General features: G+C 70.1%; 16 protein-coding genes. 6 read left to right on the forward strand and 10 right to left on the reverse strand.

Features of this window, described 5'->3' with window-relative positions; genetic code table 11:
- Positions 1-56: 56 nt before the first annotated feature.
- From ACFYXA_RS25600 to ACFYXA_RS25610, 3 genes are all read right to left on the reverse strand, one after another.
- On the reverse strand, positions 57-1,079 hold the full coding sequence (locus tag ACFYXA_RS25600) for a BRO family protein (protein ID WP_389036751.1): 1,023 nt from the start codon (positions 1,077-1,079) through the stop codon (positions 57-59).
- Positions 1,080-1,225: 146 nt separating this feature from the next.
- The gene (locus ACFYXA_RS25605) at positions 1,226-2,584 is read right to left on the reverse strand and encodes a nitrate/nitrite transporter (protein ID WP_389036754.1); all 1,359 of its coding nucleotides are present in this window, start codon (positions 2,582-2,584) and stop codon (positions 1,226-1,228) included.
- Positions 2,581-3,243: a GntR family transcriptional regulator gene (locus tag ACFYXA_RS25610; RefSeq protein ID WP_352244602.1), complete on the reverse strand. Its 663-nt coding sequence runs from the start codon at positions 3,241-3,243 to the stop codon at positions 2,581-2,583. Before ACFYXA_RS25610 ends, ACFYXA_RS25605 begins: the two co-directional genes overlap by 4 nt.
- A gap of 200 nt (positions 3,244-3,443) precedes the next feature.
- Between ACFYXA_RS25610 and ACFYXA_RS25615 the strand changes: the two genes are divergently transcribed.
- Entirely contained in the window at positions 3,444-4,346 is a 903-nt protein-coding gene (locus ACFYXA_RS25615) for a D-alanyl-D-alanine carboxypeptidase family protein (protein ID WP_389036757.1), read from the forward strand.
- A gap of 109 nt (positions 4,347-4,455) precedes the next feature.
- On the opposite strand, the gene ACFYXA_RS25620 is transcribed toward ACFYXA_RS25615, so the two are convergent.
- Positions 4,456-5,280 carry a maleylpyruvate isomerase family mycothiol-dependent enzyme gene (locus ACFYXA_RS25620; protein WP_389036760.1) on the reverse strand — a complete coding sequence of 275 codons (825 nt, stop codon included), beginning with the start codon at positions 5,278-5,280 and terminating at the stop codon, positions 4,456-4,458.
- Positions 5,281-5,510: 230 nt separating this feature from the next.
- On the opposite strand from ACFYXA_RS25620, the gene ACFYXA_RS25625 reads away from it, so the two are divergent.
- Positions 5,511-6,308, forward strand: coding sequence for a carbon-nitrogen family hydrolase (locus tag ACFYXA_RS25625; protein WP_352244605.1), 798 nt, complete (start codon positions 5,511-5,513; stop codon positions 6,306-6,308).
- A gap of 79 nt (positions 6,309-6,387) precedes the next feature.
- On the opposite strand, the gene ACFYXA_RS25630 is transcribed toward ACFYXA_RS25625, so the two are convergent.
- From ACFYXA_RS25630 to ACFYXA_RS25645, 4 genes are all read right to left on the reverse strand, one after another.
- The gene (locus ACFYXA_RS25630) at positions 6,388-6,882 is read right to left on the reverse strand and encodes an LURP-one-related family protein (RefSeq protein WP_352244606.1); all 495 of its coding nucleotides are present in this window, start codon (positions 6,880-6,882) and stop codon (positions 6,388-6,390) included.
- Positions 6,883-6,976: 94 nt separating this feature from the next.
- A complete protein-coding gene (locus ACFYXA_RS25635; RefSeq protein ID WP_130439019.1) occupies positions 6,977-7,222 on the reverse strand; it encodes a DUF6458 family protein in 246 nt (81 codons plus the stop codon).
- Between the two features lie 114 nt (positions 7,223-7,336).
- Positions 7,337-8,629: a M18 family aminopeptidase gene (locus tag ACFYXA_RS25640; protein WP_352244608.1), complete on the reverse strand. Its 1,293-nt coding sequence runs from the start codon at positions 8,627-8,629 to the stop codon at positions 7,337-7,339.
- Positions 8,630-8,980: 351 nt separating this feature from the next.
- Entirely contained in the window at positions 8,981-10,807 is a 1,827-nt protein-coding gene (locus ACFYXA_RS25645; RefSeq protein WP_352244609.1) for an acyl-CoA dehydrogenase, read from the reverse strand.
- Positions 10,808-11,003: 196 nt separating this feature from the next.
- On the opposite strand from ACFYXA_RS25645, the gene ACFYXA_RS25650 reads away from it, so the two are divergent.
- Both ACFYXA_RS25650 and ACFYXA_RS25655 read left to right on the forward strand, forming a co-directional pair.
- Positions 11,004-11,477 (forward strand): SseB family protein, encoded by a 474-nt coding sequence (locus ACFYXA_RS25650; RefSeq protein WP_130439013.1) that lies wholly within the window; start codon positions 11,004-11,006, stop codon positions 11,475-11,477.
- Between the two features lie 143 nt (positions 11,478-11,620).
- Complete coding sequence (locus tag ACFYXA_RS25655) at positions 11,621-12,592, forward strand: pirin family protein (protein WP_356687398.1); 972 nt, start codon at positions 11,621-11,623, stop codon at positions 12,590-12,592.
- 87 nt (positions 12,593-12,679) lie between these two features.
- Here ACFYXA_RS25655 and ACFYXA_RS25660 read toward each other — a convergent pair whose 3' ends face one another.
- On the reverse strand, positions 12,680-13,657 hold the full coding sequence (locus tag ACFYXA_RS25660) for a Bro-N domain-containing protein (RefSeq protein WP_352244611.1): 978 nt from the start codon (positions 13,655-13,657) through the stop codon (positions 12,680-12,682).
- Positions 13,658-13,831: 174 nt separating this feature from the next.
- On the opposite strand from ACFYXA_RS25660, the gene ACFYXA_RS25665 reads away from it, so the two are divergent.
- The gene (locus ACFYXA_RS25665; RefSeq protein ID WP_352244612.1) at positions 13,832-14,905 is read left to right on the forward strand and encodes an AI-2E family transporter; all 1,074 of its coding nucleotides are present in this window, start codon (positions 13,832-13,834) and stop codon (positions 14,903-14,905) included.
- On the opposite strand, the gene ACFYXA_RS25670 is transcribed toward ACFYXA_RS25665, so the two are convergent.
- Positions 14,848-17,010 carry a SpoIIE family protein phosphatase gene (locus tag ACFYXA_RS25670; RefSeq protein WP_389036769.1) on the reverse strand — a complete coding sequence of 721 codons (2,163 nt, stop codon included), beginning with the start codon at positions 17,008-17,010 and terminating at the stop codon, positions 14,848-14,850. The two genes, ACFYXA_RS25665 and ACFYXA_RS25670, sit on opposite strands and share 58 nt — an antisense overlap.
- Positions 17,011-17,192: 182 nt before the next feature.
- Between ACFYXA_RS25670 and aspS the strand changes: the two genes are divergently transcribed.
- A complete protein-coding gene (gene aspS, locus ACFYXA_RS25675) occupies positions 17,193-18,956 on the forward strand; it encodes an aspartate--tRNA ligase (RefSeq protein WP_389036772.1) in 1,764 nt (587 codons plus the stop codon).
- Positions 18,957-19,050: the final 94 nt, after the last annotated feature.

Raw genomic sequence — 19,050 nt, forward strand, 5'->3', positions numbered from 1 at the left:
CACGAAGGGACGGCCGCAACTTCTGATTGCGGCCGCCCCTTCTCTCATGTGGCCGTTCAGGGACGCTTGAGCACGTACACCGGCTCCCCGTCCGTACTGCCGCCCATGGAGTGGATGCAGGCGTGCTTGCGCAGCAGACGCAGGCATTCGTTGACCCGCTGGACCGGGAGTCCGGTGCGGGCCGCGATCGACGCGAGCGGCTGACGCAGCTCACCGTGCTCCACCAGAACCGGCGCGATCACCACCGCGACCGCCCACACGTCCGAGGTCACGGACAGCCGCTGCCGCCAGTCGGCCAGTACGGCCTCGGTGGTCGGGTGCGCGGAAAGCTCGGCGGTCGGCGCCGGACGGTCCAGGGACAGCACGTCGAGCCGGTTGGCGATGCGTTCCATGGCCTGTGCGATGACCTGCTGCGCGACGAGCCCGGCTCGCTGCAGATCCAGCATCTCCCGCTGGACGACGAGGGTTTCCCGCTGCATTTCCAGCGCCTCGCGCTGCGTGGCGAGCAACTCCTTCTGCACCGCGAGTGATTCCCGCTGCGTCGCCGCGAGGTCCTCGTCCATCTGGAGGTTGTGCGCCTCCAGCCGGACGATGGCCTCCGCGACCTGCTCGGGCATCGCGTACGCGATCGGCGCGCCCGGGCCGAGAGGCTGAACCTCGGCCTCCTGCAGCGTGTAGGAACCCTCTCGCTGCACGGTCTCGATCACCTCGGCGACCCACTGCTTGAAGGGGGCGCAGGCGGGCTTGGTGCAGGCGTTGACGAGCAGTACGAGACCTTGCAGAGAGATCAGATTCAGGTCTCGGCGCCACTCTCTACCTGCGGGAATGCTGAGACCGTAAGCTCCAGTTACGGTCTCGAGAATCTCTCGATGGTCCTTTGGGACATGGTCGGCGAGTGCCTGACGCGAGTTGGTGTGCCCCAGTCGCTTGCAGACGTCCACCGCCGGGAACCAGTGCGTCCCGTCGGGCATCGTCAGCCTCCGGACGCGCGCTCCGGTGGCCGCGTAGACGAAGTCGCTGACATCGATCGCGTCGTGCTGCGCCCGGGGCCCGGGCTGGTGCTTGCTGGGTTCGATCATGTGAACCACCTCCGACGCGGACCGTAGGGTGGAGCAAATCGAATATGCCAGCACAAGTCGGGATGTTCACGATTGCGAGGGAAGTTCGCCGGTTCCGCTGCGCGAGACGGTCAGCGTCTGCCCCCGGCGCGGTCCCGCAACCCCGTCTACACGGGGACGTGCACCGAGGACACCCGGCTCGCGACCAGGCGTTCCCGTTCCCGGCGGGCCGCGCGTGAGCGCAGTCGCAGGATCTGGCTGACGCCCAGTGCCTGGAGGACGAAGACGGAGGAGAAGGCCACGGTGTAGTCGTCGCCGGTCGCGTCCAGCAGCACGCCGACCGCGAACAGCGTCGTCATGGAGGCCACGAAGCCGCCCATGTTGGTGATGCCGGACGCCGTGCCCTGCCGCTCGGGCGGGTTGGCCGGTCGGGCGAAGTCGAAGCCGATCATCGACGCGGGCCCGCACGCCCCCAGCACCGCGCACAGCGCGACCAGCAGCCACATCGGGGCGTGCGCGCCGGGCCATGCCAGCGTCGCGGCCCACAGCAGCGAGGTCGTCCCGACGGTGCCGAGCGCCAGCGGCAACCGGGCCTCGTGGTGCCGGGCGACGACCTGTCCGTACACGAGGCCGACGGCCATGTTGGACAGCACGACGAGGGTGAGCAGTTCACCGGCCGTGGCCCGGCTGAGCCCCTGTGCCTCGACCAGGAACGGCAGCCCCCACAGCAGCAGGAACACCATCGCCGGGAACTGCGTGGTGAAGTGGACCCACAGTCCCAGCCGCGTGCCGGGCTCCCGCCAGGACGCGGCGATCTGCCGTCGTACGTACGCGGCCCCCTGGTGCGGGAAGGGCTCGGGCTCGTACCCCTCGGGGTGGTCCTTCAGGAACAGCACCAGCAGCACGAGGACGACGACCCCGGCGAGCGCGCTGCCCGCGAACGCGGCCGTCCAGCCGACGTCGTGCAGCAGCCGGGCGAGCACCAGCGTGGAGACGAGGTTGCCGGCCATGCCCACCAGCCCCGCGAACTGGGCGACCAGCGGTCCGCGCCGGGCCGGGAACCAGCGGGTGCCCAGCCGCAGCACGCTGATGAACGTCATCGCGTCGCCGCAGCCGAGCAGCGCCCGCGAGGCGAGCGCCATGCCGTACGAGGGTGAGAAGGCGAACCCGAGCTGTCCCGCCGTGAACAGCACGACGCCGATGCCGAGCACCTTCTTGGTGCCGAGCCGGTCCACGAGCAGCCCGACCGGTATCTGCATCCCCGCGTACACCAGCAGTTGGAGGATGGAGAAGGTCGACAGGGCGGAGGCGTTCACGCCGAAGCGGTCGGCGGCGTCCAGGCCCGCGACCCCCAGCGAGGTGCGGAAGATGACGGCGACGAAGTAGACGCAGACGCCGATCCCCCACACGGCGACGGCGCGACGGCCGCCCGGCGGGTCACCTGGGAGGGTGAAGTCGCTCCCCCGACCGCACGGCTTCCCCGACCCGCCGGAGTGCTCGCGGTCCCCTGGTTCCTCGGTACTCATCGGAGTTCCCCTCGGGCCAGGTGCGAGAACCAGCCCACGTGCCGGTGCACGAGCCGGACGGCGTCCTCGGCGTCGCCGGCGCGCAGCGCCCGCAGGATCTCCTCGTGCTCGACGAGGGTCTTGGCGACCCGGTCGGGGTGGGAGTGCAGGACGGCGACGCCCATCCGCAGCTGCCGGTCGCGGAGTTGGTCGTAGAGCCGGGAGAGGATCTCGTTGCCGCCGCTGCGGACTATCTCGGCGTGGAAGCAGCGGTCGGTGACCGCGGCGCCGGCCAGGTCACCGGCGGCGGCCTGCGCCTTCTGCAGTTCGAGCAACTCCTCAAGGCGGGCGAGGAGTCCGGCGGGGGCGGGGACGGCCTTGCGGGCCGCGTGCTCCTCGACCAGCATCCGGGTCTCGACGACGTCCGCGATCTCCTGGGCGGACACCGGGAGCACCAGGGCTCCCTTTTTTGGGTAAAGCTTGATCAGACCCTCCGCCTCCAGCCGCAGCAGCGCCTCACGCACAGGTGTGCGCGAAACGCCGACGGCCTCGGCGAGTTCTCCCTCGGTGAGAAGGGTGCCTCCCTCGTAGCGGCGGTCCAGCACACCCTGTTTGACGTGGGCGTAGACGCGCTCCGCGGCGGGCGGCTGCCTGACGGGGACGGGTGGGGCGGACGGCATGCGGACAGCATAGATACAACACGTACGCATGGGCAGGAGCAGTCCATCATGCGGACCCGGGGGGTGTGACGGAGAAATCGGTTGCAGCGAAGGCGCAACCATCTGTGCTACTTACGTGTCACACACATGCGGCCCCTTTTCTTTCTCCCCTTCAACCCGGCCGCACCGCAGGGGCATTCGACGTAATCGGGGTATTTCAGTTGATAACCGCCACCAAGGGCATCAGGACCCGCCGAGCCGGAGCCGTCGCCGTCACGACCGGCGCGATGCTCGCCTCCGGTGCCCTCTTCGCGGCGCCCGCGCAAGCCGTTGCGACGCCCACGATCGCCGCCAAGACCGGCTACGTGATGAACAACGCCAACGGCGCCGACCTGTACAACAAGGGTATGAACACCCGGATGTCCACGGGGTCGACGACGAAGATCATGACCGCGAAGGTCGTGCTCGCGCAGTCGAACCTCAACCTGGACGCCAAGGTCACCATCCAGATGGCCTACAGCGACTACATCGTGTCGAAGGGCGCCTCGTCCGCCCGGTTGATCGTCGGCGACAAGGTCACCGTCCGTCAGCTGCTGTACGGGCTGATGCTGCCGTCCGGTTGTGACGCCGCGTACGCGCTCGCCGACAAGTTCGGCACCGGCACGACCCGCGCCGCCCGCGTGAAGTCGTTCATCGGCAAGATGAACGCCCAGGCCAAGGCGCTCGGCATGACGAACACGAAGTTCGACTCGTTCGACGGCATCGGCAACGGCGCCAACTACTCGACGGCCAAGGACCTGACGAAGCTCGCGAGCAGCGCGCTCAAGAGCCCGACGTTCCGCACGGTCGTCGGCACCAAGTCGTACACGGCGAAGACGACCACGAAGACGGGCTCCACGCGCACCATGGCGCCCTGGGTCAACACCAACACGCTGCTGAGCAGCTACAGCGGCGCCATCGGCGTGAAGACGGGCTCCGGCCCGGAGGCGAAGTACTGCCTCGTCTTCGCCGCGACCCGCAAGGGCAAGACGGTCGTGGGCACGGTGCTGGCCTCCACGAACGCGACCGTGCGCGCCCAGGACGCGACGAAGCTGCTCAACTACGGCTTCGCGCGCCTCGGCTGACGCTCCGGCGTCCTTGCACGCAGCGGGCCCGTCGTGAACCTTCACGGCGGGCCCGTCCCGTTGTGCGGCGGCGCCCGGCAGGCTCGTCGCGTTCCTCGGCGGCGCGGTGTTACTTCGTCACGGCGAAGTTCCGCAGGATCGCGTCCGTCAGCTCAGGATCGCCCTCCGCCTTCACCCGGTCGGCGACCGCCTCCGGGGGCACCCGGCCGCAGGCCAGGCGGACGTACGTCTCCCAGTCGAGGGAGAAGGCGGCGGCCGGTCCGAGCGCGGGGACCGTCTCCAGGGTGCCGCGGCCCTGGATGTCGACGCGGATCGTGCGCAGGAACTCCACCGGACCGTGCACGTCGAAGACGACGGCGGAACTGCGCGGCGCGTCGGCCCGTTCGGCGACGACGGCGGGCAGCTCGCCCAGCAGCACGTCCCGCGCGATGTGCGCGCCGGGGGAGTCCAGGTTGCCGGGACGGCCGAGCGCGGCGCGCAGGTCCTGCTCGTGCACCCACACGTTGAACGCGTGGTCGCGCATGGACCGCTCCAGCGTCAGCTCGGTGCCGAGGGGGCCGCGCACGGTGGCCTCGGGGGCACGCGACTCGTTGCGCAGCTGGCGGTTGCGGCGGATGATCGTGTACTCCAGCTCGGACGTCATCTCCGGCGCGGTGTGGTGCCGGCGGACGTCGACCTGGACCTCGTAGTAGCGCTGGAGGTCGGTTGCCACGTGGAAGAGGTCGCGGGGCAGGGAGTGGATCGGCCGCGGGTCGCCGTACATCTCGCAGTCCAGGCCGATGACGTGCGAGACGATGTCGCGCACCGACCAGCCCGGGCACGGCGTCCGGCGGTTCCAGTCCGCCTCCGCCAGGGGCTGCACCAGCTCGGATATCGCTTCGATGGAGTGGGTCCAGGCGTCGGCGTAGGGCTGGAGGGTGGGAGGCAGACTCACGGAACGGGACCCCTCGGCGGTCGGTACACGGGCGGGCTGGTGGTGGCGGCGTTGCCAGCGGGAGGTGGCGGTCGGCTGCTGTCGGCGTCGTCTGGGGGGCTCCTCGGTTCTCGGCTGGGCTCGAACCGGGGGAGACCCCCAAGTTACGCTGCTGGGAGTCACCCCGGCAGTGCTTTCGTGTGACGATCGTAGGCCCGTGTGGACGACTCGAATGCCAGGACGGTGGTAGTGTGCGCGCCTCTCTGATCCAGATCGCCGTGGAAGAGGGCGAATCGGTGCAAGCCCGGCGGGTCCGGGCCGCCGCCCTCGTACGGGAGCAGGCCGGCGCGGACCTGGTGGTGCTGCCGGAACTGTGGACGACCGGCGCGTTCGCCTACGACGCGTTCGCCGCCGAGGCCGAGCCGCTTCACGGGCCGACGTTCGAGACGATGGCCAAGGCCGCGAGCGACGCGGGCGTGTGGCTGCACGCGGGCTCGGTCCCCGAGCGGGACGCCGCCGACGGCGCTCTCTACAACACCTCCCTCGTCTTCTCCCCCTCCGGCGATCTGGCCGCCTCCTACCGCAAGATCCACCGCTTCGGCTTCGACAAGGGCGAGGCGGTGCTGATGGGCGCGGGCCAGGACCTGGTGACGGTCCGTCTGCCGCGGACGACCGTGGGCCTCGCCACCTGTTACGACCTCCGTTTCCCCGAACTCTTCCGCGGTCTCGTCGACGCGGGCGCCGAGACCCTGGTGGTGTCGGCGGGCTGGCCGGAGCGCCGCCGGTCGCACTGGACGCTCCTGGCCCGGGCGCGGGCGGTCGAGAACCAGGCGTTCGTGCTCGCGTGTGGAACGGCCGGGACGCACGCGGAAGTTCCGCAGGCAGGTCACTCGATCGTGGTGGATCCGTGGGGCGAGGTGCTGGCCGAGGCCGGTCAGGGCGAGGAGGTCCTCACGGTCGACTTCGACCCGGCGAAGACCGCGACGACGCGCGAGCAGTTCCCGGCCCTGAAGGACAGGGTGCTCGGCCTGGAGCCCCCGCGCCGCTGACTGGAGCCCCCGCGCCGCTGAGCACCGTGCCGTCGCATCGCAGCGCCGCCCGCCGGGAATCTCCGGCGGGCGGAGGGGCTCAGTCCTCCCGCTCCTTCTCCGCGAGGTGGATCACGCACACCGCCACCGCGATCAGCAGTGCCGGGTCCGCGTCGTCCCGTACGACGTCCACGCCGTACGTGTCGCGCACGTGGAGCCAGCGCCGGGAGACGACCGCGAGGAGTTCCCCGTCGTACTCGACGGCGAACTCCCGGTCGAGGATCTTCCCGCTGACGTCGAGTTCGGTGCTTCCGTCCGCCAGGGACACGCGGTAGTGGTTGCGCAGCAGCGACAGCCGCTTGCGGCGGATGGTGGCCAGCGGTTCGCCGTCCCGTTCGATCACCATGGTGTCGCGCAGCGCGAACATCTTCTGGCGGATGTCGATCAGCACCCGCCCCTGGGTGTCCTTCAGCTCGAAGGTGTCCCGCACCCGGAGCGCCTTGCCGTCGACGAGGTAGACCTGGTTGCCGCGGTCGTCCTCGATCCAGTAGTCGTCACCGAAGCCGAGGATCCGGTCGCGTACGAGGAATCTCATGACGGTACGGCTTCCCCGGCGGCCGCCGGGGGACGCAGCCACTAGCCCGACGGGCCGAGCGTCCGACCCCGGCCGGGCGGCGTCGCCGCGGTGGTCACACGCCGTATCCGTCGCTGTATCCGTCGCGGCGCCGGTCCGTCTCGACCACGGTGGTCGAGGCCGGGGGCACCATCACGCGGCGGCGCCGGGCGATGCTGCTGAAGGTCGTCACGCCGATCAGGCCGACGATCATCAAGATGATGCCGACCAGGTCGAGATTGACCCCTTGCATGTCCCAGTCGGTCGCGAACGTGAGGATGGCTCCCACGGCGATGAGGATGATGCACCCGCCGAGGCCCATGAGTGTCGCCTCCCTGTCCGGTGTACCGGTCGTTCCGGTCCCTGACTCCGGATACCCCGGGAGGCAACTTGCATGCGGGGGCTCACCCTTGGCCTAGGGGCGGGCCGAGGGGGATCAGCCCTCCAGAAACGCCGTCAGCGCGTTGGCCAGCAGGTACGGGTCGTCGGCGCCGCTCAACTCCCGTGCGCTGTGCATGGAGAGGATGGCCACGCCGATGTCGACGGTGCGGATGCCGTGCCGGGCGGCGGTGATCGGGCCGATCGTGGTGCCGCACGGCATGGAGTTGTTGGAGACGAACGACTGGAACGGCACACCGGCCTTCTCGCAGGCGGCGGCGAACACGGCCCGGCCCGAACCGTCCGTGGCGTAGCGGTTGTTGACGTTGACCTTGAGGATCGGGCCGCCGTTCACGCGCGGGTGGTGCGTCGGGTCGTGCCGCTCCGCGTAGTTGGGGTGGACCGCGTGCCCGGTGTCGGAGGAGAGGCAGACGGTGCCGGCGAAGGCCCGCGCCCGGTCCTCGTACGACCCGCCGCGCGCGAACACCGAGCGCTCCAGCACGCCGCCGAGCAGCGGGCCGTCCGCGCCGGTGTCGGACTGGGAGCCGTTCTCCTCGTGGTCGAAGGCGGCGAGCACCGGGATGAACGGCAGGCCGGCGCCGCCGGTCGCGACGGCGGCCAGGGCGGCCGTTCCGGCGTGCACGGACAGCAGGTTGTCCATGCGGGGCCCGGCGACGAGCTCCTCGTCGCGGCCGAGGTAGGCGGGTGGTTCCACGGAGTGGGTCATCAGGTCCCAGCCGGTGACCTCGCCCGCGGGAATCCCCGACTCCTCCTCCAGGAAGGAGATCAGGTCGCCCTCGCGGACGTCGCCGAGGCCCCAGACCGGCTGGAGGTGGCGCTGCTTGTCGAGCTTGAGGCCGTCGTTGACGGCACGGTCCAGATGGATGGCGAGCTGGGGCACCCGCAGCAGCGGCCGGCTCACGTCGACGAGCCGGGTGGAGCCGTCGCGCAGGGTCAGCCGGCCGGACAGGCCCAGGTCGCGGTCGAGCCAGGAGTTGAGCAGCGGCCCGCCGTAGATCTCCACGGCCACCTGGCGCCAGCCGTGCGCGCCGGCGTCGGGCAGCGGCTTGACGCGCAGGTTGGGGGAGTCGGTGTGCGCGCCGATGATCCGGAACGGGGTGTGCGGGGCGGCGCCCTCGGGGACGTACCAGGCCACGATCGCGCCCCCGCGCAGCACGTACTTGCCGCCGCTGCCCCCCTCCCACGCGTCCGTCTCGGCGACCTGCCGGAAACCGGCCTTCTCCAGCCGTTCCGCGGCGTTCGCCACGGCGTGGTACGGCGACGGGCTGGCCGTCAGGAAGGACATCAGGTCGTCGGTGTGGCCGCGGTCGAAGCGGGAGGGTGCGCTCATGGGGTTCACCTTAACGACGGACGAGGGCCCGCTCCCGGCGATGGGAGCAGGCCCTCGTGAGGACGGTGTGTGAGTCGGCGCAAGCGTGCCGAACCGGACGCGGCGAGCCCCGCCCGCCGCGTCCGGACAGGTTCCGGCGGGTCCTAGGGCGTGTTTCGAAAGTCCCGCCTGCCCGGCGACGCCTGGCACGCACTCCCCCACTGCCTGAAGGGCGTGGGGGTGCCCCCAGCCGCGTTGTCGGGATCACCCCGATACATTCAGTATCGGGGCGACCCTCCGCCTTGCGATCGCACGCACCAGACGCCGCCGGGCCCGCCCTTCGGGCGGACGACGCTACTTTCGAAACACGCCCTAGAACGCCGCCTCGTCCAGGTCCATCAGGTCGAGCTCGACGCCGGCGGCGACCTTGCGGGCCAGGGTCACGCCCGGCAGGACGTTCGCCGCGAAGAACTTCGCCGCCGCGATCTTGCCGGTGTAGAAGGCCCTGTCCTTTGCGGAGGCCGTCTCCAGCTTCTCGGCGGCGACAGCCGCGCCCTTGAGCAGCAGGTAGCCGACGACGACGTCGCCGGACGCCATCAGCAGGCGGGTGGTGTTGAGGCCCACCTTGTAGATGTTCTTGACGTCCTGCTCGGTGGCCGCGAGGTCGGTGAGCATCAGGCCGACGATGGCCTCCAGCTCGACGGCCGCCTTCGCCAGGTGCTCGCGGGCCGCCGAGAGGTCCTCGCCGCCGGTGCCGAGCGCCAGGAACTTCTTGATGTCCTCGGCGAGGGAGTTCAGCGCCGCGCCCTGGTTGCGGACGATCTTCCGGAAGAAGAAGTCCTGGCCCTGGATCGCCGTCGTGCCCTCGTACAGCGTGTCGATCTTGGCGTCCCGGATGTACTGCTCGATCGGGTACTCCTGCAGGAAGCCGGAGCCGCCGAAGGTCTGCAGCGACTGGGCGAGCTGCTCGTAGCCCTTCTCGGAGCCGTAGCCCTTGACGATCGGCAGGAGCAGGTCGTTGAGGGCCTCCAGCGCGGAGGCGTCCTCGCCGGCGGCCTCCTTGACCTGGATCTCGTCCTGGATCGAGGCGGTGTAGAGCACCAGCGCGCGCATGCCCTCCGCGTACGCCTTCTGCGTCATCAGCGAGCGGCGCACGTCGGGGTGGTGGGTGATGGTGACCTTGGGCGCGGTCTTGTCCATGAAGTTCGCGAGGTCGGGACCCTGGACGCGCTCCTTGGCGTACTCCAGCGCGTTCAGGTAGCCCGTCGACAGCGTGGAGATCGCCTTCGTGCCGACCATCATGCGGGCGAACTCGATGATGCGGAACATCTGGCGGATGCCGTCGTGCTTGTCGCCGATCAGCCAGCCCTTGGCGGGGTGGCGGTCGCCGAAGGTCATCTCGCAGGTGTTGGAGGCCTTCAGGCCCATCTTGTGCTCGACGTTCGTCGCGTAGACGCCGTTGCGCTCGCCCAGCTCGCCGGTCTCGAAGTCGAAGAGGTACTTCGGCACGAGGAAGAGGGACAGGCCCTTGGTGCCGGGGCCGTGGCCCTCGGGACGGGCGAGGACGTAGTGGAGGATGTTCTCCTCCATGTCGTGCTCACCGGAGGTGATGAAGCGCTTCACGCCCTCGATGTGCCAGGAGCCGTCCTCCTGCTGGACCGCCTTTGTGCGGCCGGCGCCGACGTCGGATCCGGCGTCGGGCTCGGTGAGGACCATCGTGGAGCCCCACTGCTTCTCCACGGCGACTTTGGCGATGTGCTTCTGGACCTCGTTGCCCTCCTCGAAGAGGATGCCGGCGAACGCGGGGCCCGAGGAGTACATCCAGACGGCCGGGTTGGCGCCCAGGATCATCTCGGCGAAGGCCCAGATCAGGGAGCGGGGGGAGGTGGTGCCGCCGATCTCCTCGGGCAGGCCCAGGCGCCAGTACTCCGAGTCCATGAACGCCTTGTAGCTCTTCTTGAAGGACGCCGGGACGGGCGCGGTGTTCGTCTCCGGGTCGAAGACCGGCGGGTTGCGGTCGGCGTCGACGAAGGACTCGGCCAGCTCGTTCTCGGAGAGGCGGGTCAGCTCCTCCAGGATGCTCTTGGCGGTCTCGGTGTCCATCTCCCCGAACGGACCGGTGCCGTACACCTTGTCGCGTCCGAGTACTTCGAAGAGGTTGAACTCGATGTCGCGGAGATTCGACTTGTAGTGCCCCATGGCGACGGCTCCCGTGATCCGTTGAAGAGATCGGCGAGGCACTGTGGTTCCTCGCGCTAGTTCGCTTACCAACAAGTAGCTACCGATGATGCTACCCGTCGGTAATAAGTCGCAACCCCGTCGGGGAAGGTGTGACGCGTCCGACCGGAACGCCGTCCCGGCCCGCCCCGCGACGGCGCTCGGTACGCTTGCGCTCATGTATGGATACGGCCAGCCCATGGACGGGGGCGGCGCGCAGCAGCAGTACGCCCCGCCGCAGCAGCCCATGGCCGGCGGCTACGGGCAGCAGCCGCCCCTGTACCCCGAGCCGTCCCCGCCCTCGCTCGCGGACGCGGTACGCGCCTTCACCACCGGTCAGATGGTCGCCGAGGACTTCCAGCAGGTCTTCGCGACCTCGAAGGTCTACTGCCCGCGCGGCGACAACCCGGGGTTCCTCGCCCTGCACAACACCCAGCAGCCGGTGATCCCGATGTTCACCACGCTGAAGGAGCTGCGCCGTTACGCGGGCAAGGAGTCCAAGTACTTCGTGATCTCCGGTTCCGAGGTGCTCGACCTGCTGCCCACCGGCTACGGCTTCGTCCTCGACATGGAGGGCGAGCACCGGATGGTCTTCGACGCGAAGGCGGTCGAGCAGATGGTGGACTTCGCGATGCGCCGGATGTACGGGTAGTCGATCTTCTCGTCTTGTGACGTTCCTCGTCTTGTGACGGTGGGAGCCCGGAGGGAATGTCCTCCGGGCTCTCGTCGTTCTGGGTGGCAGAAAGTTCAACGCTCAACTAAAGTGATCCGCACGTCGCCCAAGGAGGTACCGACATGCCCGCCGTGACCGTCGAGAACCCGCTGACGCTGCCCCGCGTGGCCGCCCCGGCCGACGCCGTCGCCCGTCCCGTGCTCGCCGTCACCACCGCGCCCAGCGGGTACGAGGGCGAGGGCTTCCCGGTGCGCCGGGCCTTCGCGGGGATCAACTACCGCCACCTCGACCCGTTCATCATGATGGATCAGATGGGTGAGGTGGAGTACGCGCCCGGCGAGCCCAAGGGGACGCCCTGGCACCCTCACCGCGGCTTCGAGACCGTCACCTACATCATCGACGGCGTCTTCGACCACCAGGACAGCCAGGGCGGCGGCGGCACCATCACCAACGGCGACACCCAGTGGATGACGGCCGGGGCCGGCCTGCTCCACATCGAGGCGCCGCCGGAGTCGCTGGTCATGTCCGGCGGTCTGTTCCACGGTCTCCAGCTGTGGGTGAACCTGCCGGCCAAGGACAAGATGATGGCGCCGCGCTACCAGGACATCCGCGGCGGCAGCGTCCAGTTGCTCACCTCGCCCGACGGTGGCGCGCTCCTGCGGGTCATCGCGGGCGAGCTGGACGGCCACGCGGGTCCCGGGATCACGCACACGCCGATCTCCATGGTCCACGCGACGCTGGCGCCGGGCGCGGAGATCACCCTGCCGTGGCGGGAGGACTTCAACGGCCTTGCGTACGTCCTGGCCGGCAAGGGTTCGGTGGGCGCGGAGCGCCGGCCGATCCACCTGGGCCAGACCGCCGTCTTCGGAGCCGGCTCCTCGCTGACCGTCCGTGCGGACGAACGGCAGGACTCCCACACGCCGGACCTGGAGGTCGTCCTCCTCGGCGGCCGGCCGATCCGCGAGCCGATGGCCCACTACGGCCCGTTCGTCATGAACACCCGTGACGAACTCCAGCAGGCGTTCGAGGATTTCCAGAAGGGACGGCTCGGAACGATCCCGGCGGTGCACGGAATGACGGAGAAGGGCCTGTAGGCCCACGGGAACCGGTACGGTACGAAACGGGCCCGAAGCCGCAAAGTGTTCTTGCGGCTTCGGGCCCGCTCGCTGCGCCGGGGCCGGTTACGGCAGGACGTACACCGGCGCCCCGTCGGAAGCGCACCCGGCCTGCCGCACGCACCCGCGCTTCAGCAGCATCCGCAGGCAGTCGTGGACACGGTCCTGCGACAGCCCCGTCCGGTTGACGATGTCCTCCACCCGGTAGCGAGCCTCACCGCGGACGAGGGCCGGCGCCAGGTAGGCGGCCACGGCGTGGACGTCGTCCGTCACGACGAGGTTCTTCGCCCTCCAGGCGGCGAGCAGCTCCTGCGCCGTCACCTTCGGCTCCGCGGCCGGCCGGGGACCGTCGGCGGGATTCCTGAGGGCGTCGGCGATGTCACGCAGACTGTGGCTGATCTCCTGGAGGAGACCGTTGCTCTCCTGCCGGAAACCGTTGTTCTCCCTCAGGAGGTCGTTCTGCTCCTCCAGGAGGCCTTGTCGACGGGCCTGGAACGCCAGCATCATCTCGTCCGCCCGGATGTTCCGCTCCTCCAGCCGGACGATGGCGTCGGCGACCTGGTCCGGCATGACGTAGGCGGTGCCGCCGGTGGCGGCGGGTTGCACGGCAGCCGGTTCCAGGGTGTAGGAACCGTCGCGCTGGATGGTCGCGACGACCTCCGAGACCCAGGTCTTGAAGGGGCCGCACTCCGGCTTCGTGCAACCGTTGACGAGGGCGACGAGACCTTTCAGGTTCACCATCTTCATCGACTTCTGCAGCTTGTGAGCTGCAAGTTTGCGTGAGGTGTCTACTCCATAGACGCCTTGTGCAATCTCATCCAGCCGCTTGGTGCAATCCGCTGCAACGTGCCAACCGAGCGCTTGCCGTGTGTTTGCGTAGCCGAGATCCGTGGCGACGTCAGCCGCCACGAACCAGTGCTCCCCCTCCGGCGTGGTCAGCCTTCGTACCCGCGCCCCCGTGGCCGCGAACACGAAGTCGTTGATGTCGATCGCGTCCTGCCGCGCCGTCGGCTCGTGCGGCGGCGTGTCGTTGTGCTCGTACATCGAGCATCACCTCCAGCCACGGAAGCTAGGCAGGCGCATATGCGCCCCGCATGGCCCGAAAGGAAGTTCACCCGTTAGGGCAACGAGGTATCGACTCTGCGGTTGGTGACGCCCAGTCACCCGGCTGGGGTGCCTCCGGGAGACAGGGGACCGGGGCCGTGGTGCGCTGAGGGGGTGCGTCTGCTGCCCGAAGCCGTTCGTCGTCTCGCTGCCTGGTGTGCCGTCGTCCTGCTCGTGTCGGGCGTCGGGTACGTCGGGATCCGGCTGTGCGCGGAGCTGCGCACCGCCGTCGTGCCGGTGCTGCTCGCGCTGCTGGGGAGCGCGCTGCTCGGGCCCTTCCACCGGCGGATGGTGAAGGCGCGGGTGAACCGGTCGGTGGCCGCCGCCGTCACGTGCGTGGCCGTGGTGGCGGTGGTCGGCGGGGCCGTCTACATCGTCGTCGCCGCGCTCATCGAGAGCGGGGACGAGATCGTCGCCTCGCTGAAGGAGGCGGCACGGGGGCTGACACAGCACTTCGGGGCGGCGGGCACCTCGCTCGACGACGTCGCCTCCAACGCCCGGGAGCTGCTCCGCAAGTTCGGCGGGACCGCGGCCTCCGGGGTGATCAGCGGGGTGAGCGTGGTGGGCGAGAGCATCGCGATGGCGGTGCTGGCGCTCCTGCTCGTCTTCTTCTTCCTGCGCGACTCCGACCGCGCCGTCGACGGTCTGCGGGCCGTCGCACCGCGCGGGACCGCGGACACCGTGGAGGCGATGGCGCGGCGGGCCTTCCGCGCCGTCGAGGGGTTCATGCGGGGGACGACCTTGATCGCCTTCATCGACGCCGTCTGTATCACTGTCGGACTGCTCGTCCTGCGCGTGCCCGGCGCGGCGGGGCTGGGTGCGCTGGTCTTCGTCGGCGCCTACATCCCCTATCTGGGCGCCTTCCTCTCCGGCGGGGTCGCCGTGCTGGTGGCGCTCGCCGACCGGGGGTTCGTCATCGCGCTGTGGGCGCTCGGGGTGGTGCTCGCCGTGCAGGTGCTGGAGGGGCATGTGCTCCAGCCGATGATCCAGAGCCGGACCGTGCAGATGCACCCGGCGGTGGTCATGCTGACGATCACAGCGGGCGCCTCCGTCGCCGGGATTCTCGGCATGCTGCTCGCCGTGCCGCTGACGGCCGCCGCGTTCGGGGTGATGTACGAACTGCGGGAGCGCTACACCGCTCCCCCGGAGGCCGGAGCGCCGGGAACCGCGTCAGCGGAGGGCTCGTAGAGCTCGAACCAGATGCTCTTGCCCTGGCCGCGCGGGGACACCCCCCACGCGTTCGCGAGCAGTTCGATGAGGATCAGGCCGCGGCCCGAGGACGCCAGCTCGCCGGGGCTGCGCTTGTGGGGCAGGTCGTCGCTGGTGTCGGTGACCTCGATGCGGATACGGCGTCCGCCGGGCGGACCGGTGACCTCGGCGACGAGCAGCGCGTCGGCGTCCGTGTGCACGAGCACGTTGGTCAGCGTCTCGGACACCAGCAGGACCGCCGAGTCGACCTGGTCGGCGCAGGGCCAGTCGTGCAGCAGCTCGCGCAGCTGCTGCCTGGCCTCGGCGACCCGCTCGGGCTCGGCCTGGGCGACCGTCAGCATGGTCCGCCGCCCGGACGGCCGCGCGGGTGAGGCGTGCCGGGAGAGGAGGACGACGGCGATGTCGTCCTCGCGGCGGTCGGCCAGCGGGCCGGTGGTGTGGTGCGACGAGGGGCCGTGCACGGCCTGGACCAGCGCGTCGGCCAGCTCCTCCAGGTCGCCCTCGTGCGCCTCCAGCGTCTTGCGAACCCGGCCCCAGCCGGTGTCGAGGTCGTGTCCGCCGGTCTCCAGCAGACCGTCGGTGCACAGCATCAGCGCCTCGCCGGGCTCCAGGGCGAGCCGGGTGATGGGGTAGTCGGAGTCCGGGTCGATGCCCAGCGGCAGCCCGCCGGCCGTGGCCCGGACCAGCACGGTGCCGTCGGTCATCCGGACCGCCGGGTCGAGATGCCCGGCCCGGGCGGTCTCCAGGATCCCGGTCACCGGGTCGACCTCCACATAGAGGCAGGTCGCGAAGCGGGGATCGGCGGGGGCGTCGGCGTCGCCTGTGTGGGTGAGGCCGTGGAAGAAGCGGGAGGCGCGGGAGAGGACGGCGTCGGGGCGGTGGCCCTCGGAGGCGTAGGCCCGCAGCGCTATGCGCAGCTGTCCCATCAGGCCGGCGGCGCGCACGTCATGACCCTGGACGTCGCCGATGACCAGGGCGAAACGGCCGCCCTCGGACGCCGTGCGGGAGGCGCCTCCCGGCAGCGGGATCACGTCGTACCAGTCGCCGCCGACCTGGAGGCCGCCGCCGGTGGGGATGTAGCGGGCGGCGAGGGTCATGCCCGGGATCTCCGGGCCGAGCGTGGGCAGCATGGAGCGCTGCAGCCCGTCGGTCAGCTCGCGCTGGGTCTCGGCGGCGCCGGCCCGGGTCAGGGCCTGGGCGAGCATCCGGGCCACGGTCGTGAGCACGGACCGCTCGTCGGGAGTGAACGCCACCGGGTAGGTGAACGCCGCCATCCAGGCGCCCATCGTGCGGCCGGCCACCGTCAGCGGCAGGAACGCCCACGACTGGCGGCCGAAGTGCGAGGCCAGCGGCCAGGTCAGCGGATAGCGCTCCTTGTACTGACCGGGCGAGGACAGATACACGGCCCGGCCGGTGCGGACCACCTCCGCCGCCGGATAGTCGGTCTGGAGCGACATCTGGGTGAACGGGTCCTCTTCGCGCTCCTTCTGCCCGTGGTGCCCTATGACCGTCAGCCGGTCGCCCTCGACGCCGAAGACCGCCAGTCCGTCCGGGGAGAAGCCCGGCATCGACAGCGCCGCCGCGACCCGCAGCACCTCCTCCGTGGAGCGTGCCTCCGCGAGCGCACGGCCCGCGTCCAGCAGGAACGCCTCCCGGGAGCGCCGCCAGTCGCCGGTGACGGCGGTGCGTCCGGCGGGGGTGCCGGGCCGGGGCTCGGTGACCTCCTGGAGGGTGCCGATCAGCTCGTAGGCCCGCAGTTCGGGGTCGAACGACGGCTTGGAACGGCTGCGGGCCACCCGGACGACCCGCCCCTGATCGTCCATGATCCGGATCCGCACCTCGGCGAGGGTGCCCTCGGCGACGGCGAGCTGGACCACGCCGGTGATCTCGTTCCAGTCGACGGGGTGCAGCCGGGCCCGGGCCTGGGCCTCCGTGAGGACGGCCTCCTCGGCGGGCAGGCCGAGCAGCCTGGCCGCCTCGGCGTCGACGGTGACCAGCCCGGTGGCCGTGCTCCAGTGCCACAGGCCGGTCGCGAGAGAGGCGAGGACCTCTCCCACGGCGGGCAGAGGCTCGCCAGTGCGCATTGACCTACTTTAAGAACAGGCGATCGAAGCGTGCCACTGTTCACCGATCGATCACCCCGCGGGGAATGGAGGGGAGCCGACCGTGGGCTGCCCGGTACGCTGGGGGTTGTTTCACGTGAAACACGTGACCGCGGCACAGATCGCGACACAGCCCCCGATCCGCTAAGACTGGATGAACGACGATGCATCGGTACAGGTCCCACACCTGCGGCGAGCTCCGCGCCTCTGACGTCGGCACCGACGTCCGGCTGAGTGGCTGGCTGCACAATCGGCGCGACCTGGGCGGCATCCTCTTCATCGATCTCCGCGATCACTACGGCATCACGCAGCTGGTGGCCCGTCCCGGGACGCCCGCCTACGACGCCCTCGACCGGCTGACCAAGGAGTCGACCGTCCGCGTCGACGGCAAGGTCGTCTCCCGTGGCGCGGAGAACGTCAACCCCGACCTGCCCACCGGTGAGGTCGAGGTCGAGGTCGGCGAGGTGGAGCTGCTCGGCGCCGCCCAGCCGCTCCCCTTCACCATCAACGCCGAGGACGGCGTCAACGAGGAGCGGCGCCTGGAGTACCGCTTCCTGGACCTGCGCCGCGAGCGCATGCACCGCAACATCATGCTGCGCACGGCGGTCATCTCCGCCATCCGCCACAAGATGGTGGCCCTCGGCTTCAACGAGATGGCGACCCCGATCCTCACCGCGACCTCCCCCGAGGGCGCGCGTGACTTCGTGGTCCCCTCCCGGCTGCACCCGGGCCGGTTCTACGCCCTTCCGCAGGCCCCGCAGCAGTTCAAGCAGCTGCTGATGATCTCCGGCTTCGACCGCTACTTCCAGATCGCGCCCTGCTTCCGTGACGAGGACGCCCGCGCGGACCGCTCGCCGGGCGAGTTCTACCAGCTCGACGTCGAGATGAGCTTCGTCGAGCAGGAGGACGTCTTCCAGCCGATCGAGAAGCTGATGACCGAGCTGTTCACGGAGTTCGGCAACGGCCGCGAGGTCACCTCCCCCTTCCCGCGGATCCCGTTCCGTGAGGCGATGCTGAAGTACGGCTCCGACAAGCCGGACCTGCGCGCGCAGCTGGAGCTGGTGGACATCACCGACGTCTTCGAGGGCTCGGAGTTCAAGGCCTTCGCCGGCAAGCACGTGCGCGCGCTGACCGTGCCCGCGGTCCAGGACCAGCCCCGCAAGTTCTTCGACCAGCTCGGCGACTACGCCGTCTCGCAGGGTGCGAAGGGCCTGGCGTGGGTGCGGGTCGCCGAGGACGGTTCGCTGTCCGGCCCGATCGCGAAGTTCCTCACCGAGGAGAACGTCGCCGAGCTGACCAAGCGCCTGTCGCTGGCCGCCGGGCACGCCGTGTTCTTCGGCGCCGGCGAGTTCGACGAGGTCTCCAAGATCATGGGCGCGGTCCGCGTCGAGGCCGCGAAGCGCTCCGGCCACTTCGAGGAGAACGTCTTCCGCTTCTGCTGGATCGTCGACTTCCCGATGTTCGAGAAGGACGAGGAGACCGGCCGGATCGACTTCTCGCACAACCCCTTCTCCATGCCCCAGGGCGGCATGGAGGCACTGGAGAACCAGGACCCGCTGGACGTCCTGGCCTGGCAGTACGACATCGTCTGCAACGGCGTCGAGCTGTCCTCCGGCGCGATCCGGAACCACGAGCCGGACATCATGCTCAAGGCGTTCGGCATCGCCGGCTACGACGAGGAGACCGTCGAGCGCGAGTTCGCCGGCATGCTGCGCGCGCTGCGCTTCGGCGCCCCGCCGCACGGTGGCATCGCCCCCGGCGTCGACCGCATCGTGATGCTGCTGGCCGACGAGCCCAACATCCGCGAGACGATCGCCTTCCCGCTCAACGGCAACGCCCAGGACCTGATGATGGGCGCGCCGACGGAGCTGGAGGAGGCGCGGCTGCGTGAGCTGCACCTGAGCGTGCGCAAGCCGCAGCCGAAGTAAGGCGCAGCCGGCGAGCGCGAGGCGCTGACCTGAGCGCGAGGCGCTGACCTGGAAAGGGACCTGGAACCGACGTCGGTTCCAGGTCCCTTTCGCA

Origin of the sequence: Streptomyces sp. NPDC002566 (genome assembly GCF_042889585.1) — a bacterium.
Classification (GTDB): domain Bacteria; phylum Actinomycetota; class Actinomycetes; order Streptomycetales; family Streptomycetaceae; genus Streptomyces.